General features: G+C 38.1%; 7 protein-coding genes. 3 read left to right on the top strand and 4 right to left on the bottom strand.

Features of this window, described 5'->3' with window-relative positions:
• Positions 1-487, top strand: a 487-nt coding sequence (locus RLO81_RS19495) for a sensor histidine kinase (RefSeq protein WP_350115828.1), incomplete at its 5' end; no start/stop codon positions are given.
• Here the strand turns inward: RLO81_RS19495 and RLO81_RS19500 are convergent.
• Entirely contained in the window at positions 484-1,011 is a 528-nt protein-coding gene (locus RLO81_RS19500; protein ID WP_350115831.1) for a hypothetical protein, read from the bottom strand. The two genes, RLO81_RS19495 and RLO81_RS19500, sit on opposite strands and share 4 nt — an antisense overlap.
• A 298-nt stretch (positions 1,012-1,309) precedes the next feature.
• Between RLO81_RS19500 and RLO81_RS19505 the strand changes: the two genes are divergently transcribed.
• Positions 1,310-2,251, top strand: a complete 942-nt coding sequence (locus RLO81_RS19505) for a hydrogen peroxide-inducible genes activator (RefSeq protein ID WP_350115834.1) — start codon at positions 1,310-1,312, stop codon at positions 2,249-2,251.
• A gap of 10 nt (positions 2,252-2,261) precedes the next feature.
• Here the strand turns inward: RLO81_RS19505 and RLO81_RS19510 are convergent, their stop codons facing one another.
• Together RLO81_RS19510 and RLO81_RS19515 are read right to left on the bottom strand one after the other, a co-directional pair.
• Positions 2,262-2,756, bottom strand: a complete 495-nt coding sequence (locus tag RLO81_RS19510; RefSeq protein WP_350115837.1) for a hypothetical protein — start codon at positions 2,754-2,756, stop codon at positions 2,262-2,264.
• A gap of 13 nt (positions 2,757-2,769) precedes the next feature.
• Positions 2,770-4,092, bottom strand: coding sequence for a PDZ domain-containing protein (locus tag RLO81_RS19515; RefSeq protein ID WP_350115840.1), 1,323 nt, complete (start codon positions 4,090-4,092; stop codon positions 2,770-2,772).
• A gap of 109 nt (positions 4,093-4,201) precedes the next feature.
• Between RLO81_RS19515 and RLO81_RS19520 the strand changes: the two genes are divergently transcribed.
• Complete coding sequence (locus RLO81_RS19520; RefSeq protein ID WP_350115843.1) at positions 4,202-4,939, top strand: LytR/AlgR family response regulator transcription factor; 738 nt, start codon at positions 4,202-4,204, stop codon at positions 4,937-4,939.
• 2 nt (positions 4,940-4,941) lie between these two features.
• On the opposite strand, the gene RLO81_RS19525 is transcribed toward RLO81_RS19520, so the two are convergent.
• Positions 4,942-5,784: MFS transporter (locus RLO81_RS19525; protein ID WP_350115846.1), on the bottom strand; the 843-nt coding region annotated here is incomplete at its 5' end.

Consider the following 5,784-nt stretch of genomic DNA (forward strand, 5'->3'; position numbering starts at 1 on the left):
GGAATATAAACCCCAGCAGGTTTCTGTAAAGTCTATTTTTGAGGGTGTACATACTTTGTTTACTAACAGTGCCAAAGCCAAGAATATTCAGTTGCAATTAGATGTTGATTCAGAGGCTCAACTCTGGGTGGATAAAAACTCTACCCATACTATTTTTAGAAACCTCATTAATAACGCCATAAAATTCACTCCTGAAGGCGGTTCTGTCAGCGCTTCTGTAGACCAGTTTGAAGATCATGTAGAGATTAAAATTAGTGATACCGGAATAGGAATCCCAGATGACAAGTTAGCTCAATTGTTTAATCAGGTGGGCAGTAAATCGTCTTACGGCACGGATGGAGAAAAAGGCTTAGGTCTCGGATTGCAGCTTGTTTACGAGTTTGTGAAGATGAATATGGGAACCATTGAAGTGGAGAGTGAAGAAGGGAAGGGGACAACCTTCGTAGTGAATCTACCTTTATTTTCTGAGGAGTTGGCCACTGCTTAATTCACATTAAACTTCGACAAATACTCAACCAACAAACCATACGTCTGATGGCGATCAACCGAAAGCTTTTTTTGCTGCAGTACATCTTCATATAAGTTCTGAAAATTACTTAACTCAATATGTTTGAAGCAACCCAACAAGTGTTTAGTAATTGGGTTATGTGGGTTTTCCCTTACCTGTTCATCAAAATTCTTGATGTATTCCTCATACCATTCTTTGCGCTGCGTGAAATGATATAAGCGAATAAAAAAGGCTTCCAATGTGTTTTTTGCACCTTCAGAAGTATAAAAATGTTTTCTGCATTTGCCATCGAAAGACTTATCTGCATACTTAAATAACTGATTGATAATATAGTCATTCAAATTCAACGAATTCTCGTAAATGATATCCGTCTTGTATTTTGAGTTAGTAAGAAAATACTGGCTATCGAACATGGAATGAAGCAAACTATGGAACTGCTGGCATTTCTCACGATCCATGAAAAAGCCGGGTGCACTTGGTCCCTGAATACTTATCAAATTCATTACAGTTCAGTATCTGGATTAATAAAGTAGTTGTCACAAAAGATAGGCGAAGTAAATAGAATGTCATTCTGACGAAGGAAGAAACTTACTCAGTTGTTAAGCACGTATTTTTAACCGAGTGGGTTCCCTCGATTCCTCGGGATGACCTATCTTTTGAGACCGCTTCATGTAGTTAATTTAATCAATTTTTTGCATCAATTAAAACATCCAATTCCAACACTAATTAGGCACTGATATTAGTTTAGGCAAGATTACTATAAGTTTAATTTATTAAATTTATAACTGTATAAGTTTTATTATGACATTACAGCAACTAACCTACGCACTTCAGTTACAGAAATACGGTAATTTCGGGGAAGCGGCACATCACCTTAAAATCAGTCAGCCTGCATTAAGTTTGCAAATTGGTAAACTTGAAAAAGAAATTGGATTACTGATTTTCGACAGATCTAAAAGCCCGGTAGTAGCCACTACCGAAGGTCGTTTGTTTTTGGACAAAGCCAGTACAATTGTTCATCAGGCCAATGATTTAAAGGAGTTTGCACAAAATACAGGTGATTCACTTACTGGCAAACTCAAAATTGGAATTATACCCACGTTAGCCCCTTTTTTAGTGCCTCTGTTTGCTTATTCCTTTCAGGAGAAATACCCCGGCATTTCCCTGGATATTAATGAAGTGATTACTGAAAAAACGGTTATTGGCGTAAGAGATGGTCAACTTGATGCCGGAATTTTATCCACTCCAATTCATGCATCAGGTGTAGAATCTCACCCTCTATTTTATGAGAAGTTTTATCTGTATTCTTCGCCCAATGTACCGAAAAGGCAGCGCACCTTAGCGACAATAGATTACCGTAAACTATGGCTGTTAGATGAGGGTAATTGCTTTAGAGATCAGGTGAATGATTTTTGTAATGTTTCTAAAATCAGGGAAAATAAAGATTTTATTTATAGAAGTAACTCCATTGATGCACTCATCAGAATTGTGGATAGTAAAGGCGGAATGACCATTTTACCTGAGCTAACTACATTAATTCTTAACGAAGAACAAGAGGAAAATATTAGCGAAATAAATACTGGGAAAACGAAAGCAAGAGAAGTAGGTTTGATTAAGCGCCCCAGAACAAATAAAGAAAATATGATTAGTGTTTTAATGGATCACATCGTTGCCAGCATTCCAAAAAATATGTTGAATGCTAACAAGCTAGAGGTAGTGGACCCAAATATTCACATGGTGTAATCCACCTTTGTTATTTAATATTCACCTTCGTTTCTTTTAAACCTTTTGACTGAAGATATTCATACAGCTGTGCAGATTCTTCGCCACCAACTTTAGCATAATGCAGTAAGGTAAACCCATGAGGGCCAATGGAATTGATGGCCTTCTGATAACTCTCTAATACGGGTTTTACCAACCCCGCTTTACCTAGCATTGTTAAAGTAAATATGCTTAGTCTGCTGCCTGATTCGATCAAATAATTGGCTATTTCTTTGTTTCCAACATGTCCGGCACCTTCAATGGCTTCCTCAAAATCACCACTGCCCCAATCGTGGCGGCAATGAATGAGGTTAGGGTCATTGGCCAACATTTCTTTCACCCGATCGAGATTATTGTGGCCGGCAGCTACGAACTCCTTTACTATATCTCTGCTATAAGGTTCATTATCAGCAGCACTAACCACGTTTGGTGTTAAAAAAACGGCACTGCCAAGCAGGCCGTTTCTGATAAATGTTTTTCTATCCATAACAATCATACGTTTATTTGAGCTTAATGGGTTTCATTCCTGCCATTTCCCTAGCCCAATTAACTACCAATTCGGCCATTTTTGGATCCCATTTTCCGGGCTTACCTAAAAATGAATTATCAGGCGATTCGTGGATAGTATTCCAATGATCCAAATCCTTATACCGCACCAATTCATGATCTTTATGGCCTGCTTTTTCCAGAACTTCTATGATCATATCATTGTCGAAATCTGACATAATCCAATCATTGGTGCCTCTTAATATCCTTACAGGTGCTTTTAGCCGCTCCCATTCTCCAGCTAAATCATAATCCTGCAATTGATGGTAATATTCCATCGGTCTGCCATACATATGATTGGGTGAGTGATAGTTATATTCAGCCAAAGCAGGATACTCTTCAATGATTTCTCCATAACTCTTTTTAAGGATTAGCATATTGTAATACAACGGAATGTAGCCTTCATTCATTTTTTTAACGATAGTGCTCTCATCAACACCTTGCATTTGCTGTAGTCTCCTTTCTATTTCCAGCATGTGTTCGAACCAGGTTTTAAAGAAAGTACCGTCTGAGATAACTCCTGCAAGGTTAAACTCATTTGCTAGCATGGGCGATTGGGCACTTCCCATACTTGAACCGTACAAAATAATTTTAGTCGTGTCCACATACTCTAATGACTTTAATTTTCGGATGGCTGCTCTGTATCCCGCAAGGTCCATTTCAAAATCCCCTTCCGCACAGTTGCCTTCACTATCCCCAACGCCTTGTTTATCTACCCGCATAACCACCATCCCTGATTTTTCCACGATTATATTAATCATCTTAGCCCAATTATGATCACGACCCGGGTAGGTTTCCAAGGTGCTGCAACTAAGCCCTCCTACAAATAATATAGCAGGTTGCTTACTTTTAGAATTGTTGGGTTTTGTAATGATTGCCCGGTGTTTAATGTCATAATCGCTGGTAACTGATTCATAGTAGGTTTCCAGCCCCTCATGTGTTTCATAGGGTATGGCATTTAACTGAACAGATTTCTCAAATACCTCACTACCCCTTCGAACGGTTAATTGAGTTGGTGTTTCAGATCGCAATGCATAGGTAGCACTGGTTAAGTTTTCATCAGTGGCTATCAGTTTGCCATTAACTTTTAGTATAACATCATTCACCAATAGTCCGGCTTTCTGCAACGGACTTGAGGATTCGATGCTGTTGATTAATGCTCCTGGTGCATTAGGCACTTTCGATAAACTTGCCTCCCATAAGGCTCTTCGGGTTAATTCCTGAGAATATCCAGTTGTAAATATCAGGGCTAATAAAATGAATGTAATTGATCTCATAGATTTGTTTTTTCATCTAATATGTATTTAGAAGATCATCTATTTTTCTTATTTATGTGAACGATGCACCTGGTTATGCGTAAGACATTCAAAACATGACATTGTAAAATTGGAGATATTCAGAAAAGGCTATTTTTTAGGCCCGAGAATTTTAACACATACATTATTTTGGGCTTCCTACTATCTATTATTCAGTCTCATCTGGGCTAAGGGTAGTTACTATGAAAGTTTTGGATTAGAATTTATACTTCTGCCCATTCGCATATCAGCTTCTTATTTATCAATGTACTTTCTGATACCCAAGTTTCTTCTAAAAAAAGAGGAACTAAAGTTTGGCGTGTATTATTTGCTTTTGATTGTCCTTGGCGGGATTCTCCAGCGTGTTTTCACCTATTTCTACTTTGAGGTTTTGCTGCTTAAAGAAACACAAGGTTTGCTTTCGTTGGGAGGAATCATTCAATCCATTGTGTTAATTAACACTACCGTACTTCTTCTTTCGGCCGTTAAAATATTTCAGCATTGGAAAATTGAAAACGAGAAAAGCGAAGTTGATCAGGAAGAACTAATTGAGATAAGAGCAGAAAAGAGAAACTACAGAGTGTCACCTAAGGATATTAAGTACATAGAAGGATTGGGTAATTATGTGATTTTCTATTTGAATGGCGATAAAAAACTTATTAGTTACATCTCACTCAAAGAAGCCGAGGAAATACTTCCAGAGGCATTTGTTAGATCTCATAAGTCGTTTGTAATTAACAAAGACCATGTAGAATCTTATACAAATGATAGCGTTGAAATTTCTGGGCGCATCCTACCTATCGGCCGATCCATCGAACTTCATTTTTAAGTTCACTTTCTAAATAGACTAATCAATCCAAATACTGGTCCGGGTACCAGAAAAAGAAATAGGTATTCAGAGGAAATTGTCGTGGATAAATACTGAATTAATTGAATACTGATTATGGTAAGCGCGAAGCCTATGCAATTTACAATCGTTAGGGCTGTGCCTTTAATCTCAGCATTAGCATTGGTGGCAACCAGTGTTGAGAAAAGCGGGGAATCAGTAATTACTGCAAACCCCCAGACTAATAGGAATAGAAGGAATATAGAAGTGGATGAATAAAGAATAATGATCGGAGAAAGCAGGCAGCATAGCCCCGAAATTAAAAGTGCCACAGCGGCTGTTTGTTTTGCTCCTTTGTTAATTGAAATATAGCCTCCGATAACGCATCCAACCCCACCAATTGCTATAATTAAGAATGACCAGAGCGAAACATTCAATTCAATTGAATTCAGCTCATTAAAATAGTAGATGAGAAAAGGAATAAAGGCCCAAAATGTATAAAGTTCCCACATGTGACCGAAATAACCGAAAGCTGCTTTTTTGAACTTCTTGTTTCTAAATACATCAAAAATGGCAGATAGCTTAAGCTGAATTGCTGGCTTACGATAAGGGCCGTCAGGTACAAATAGTAAAACACCTATTCCTCCCACAAATGCTAGTCCGGAGGTGGAATAGATTACCATCTTCCAGTTTAATCCTATGGTCAGAAAATTAATGAGGTGGGGTAGTGCTGTACCTAATACCAAGGCACCCACTAAATAACCCAACGCAGTGTCTAGTCCTTTTTGGTAATAATCGGCTGCTATTTTCATGCCTACAGGGTAGATGCCGGCCAATAAAACCCCAAC

The organism is Fulvivirga sp. (genome assembly GCF_040220315.1).
Lineage (GTDB): Bacteria > Bacteroidota > Bacteroidia > Cytophagales > Cyclobacteriaceae > Fulvivirga.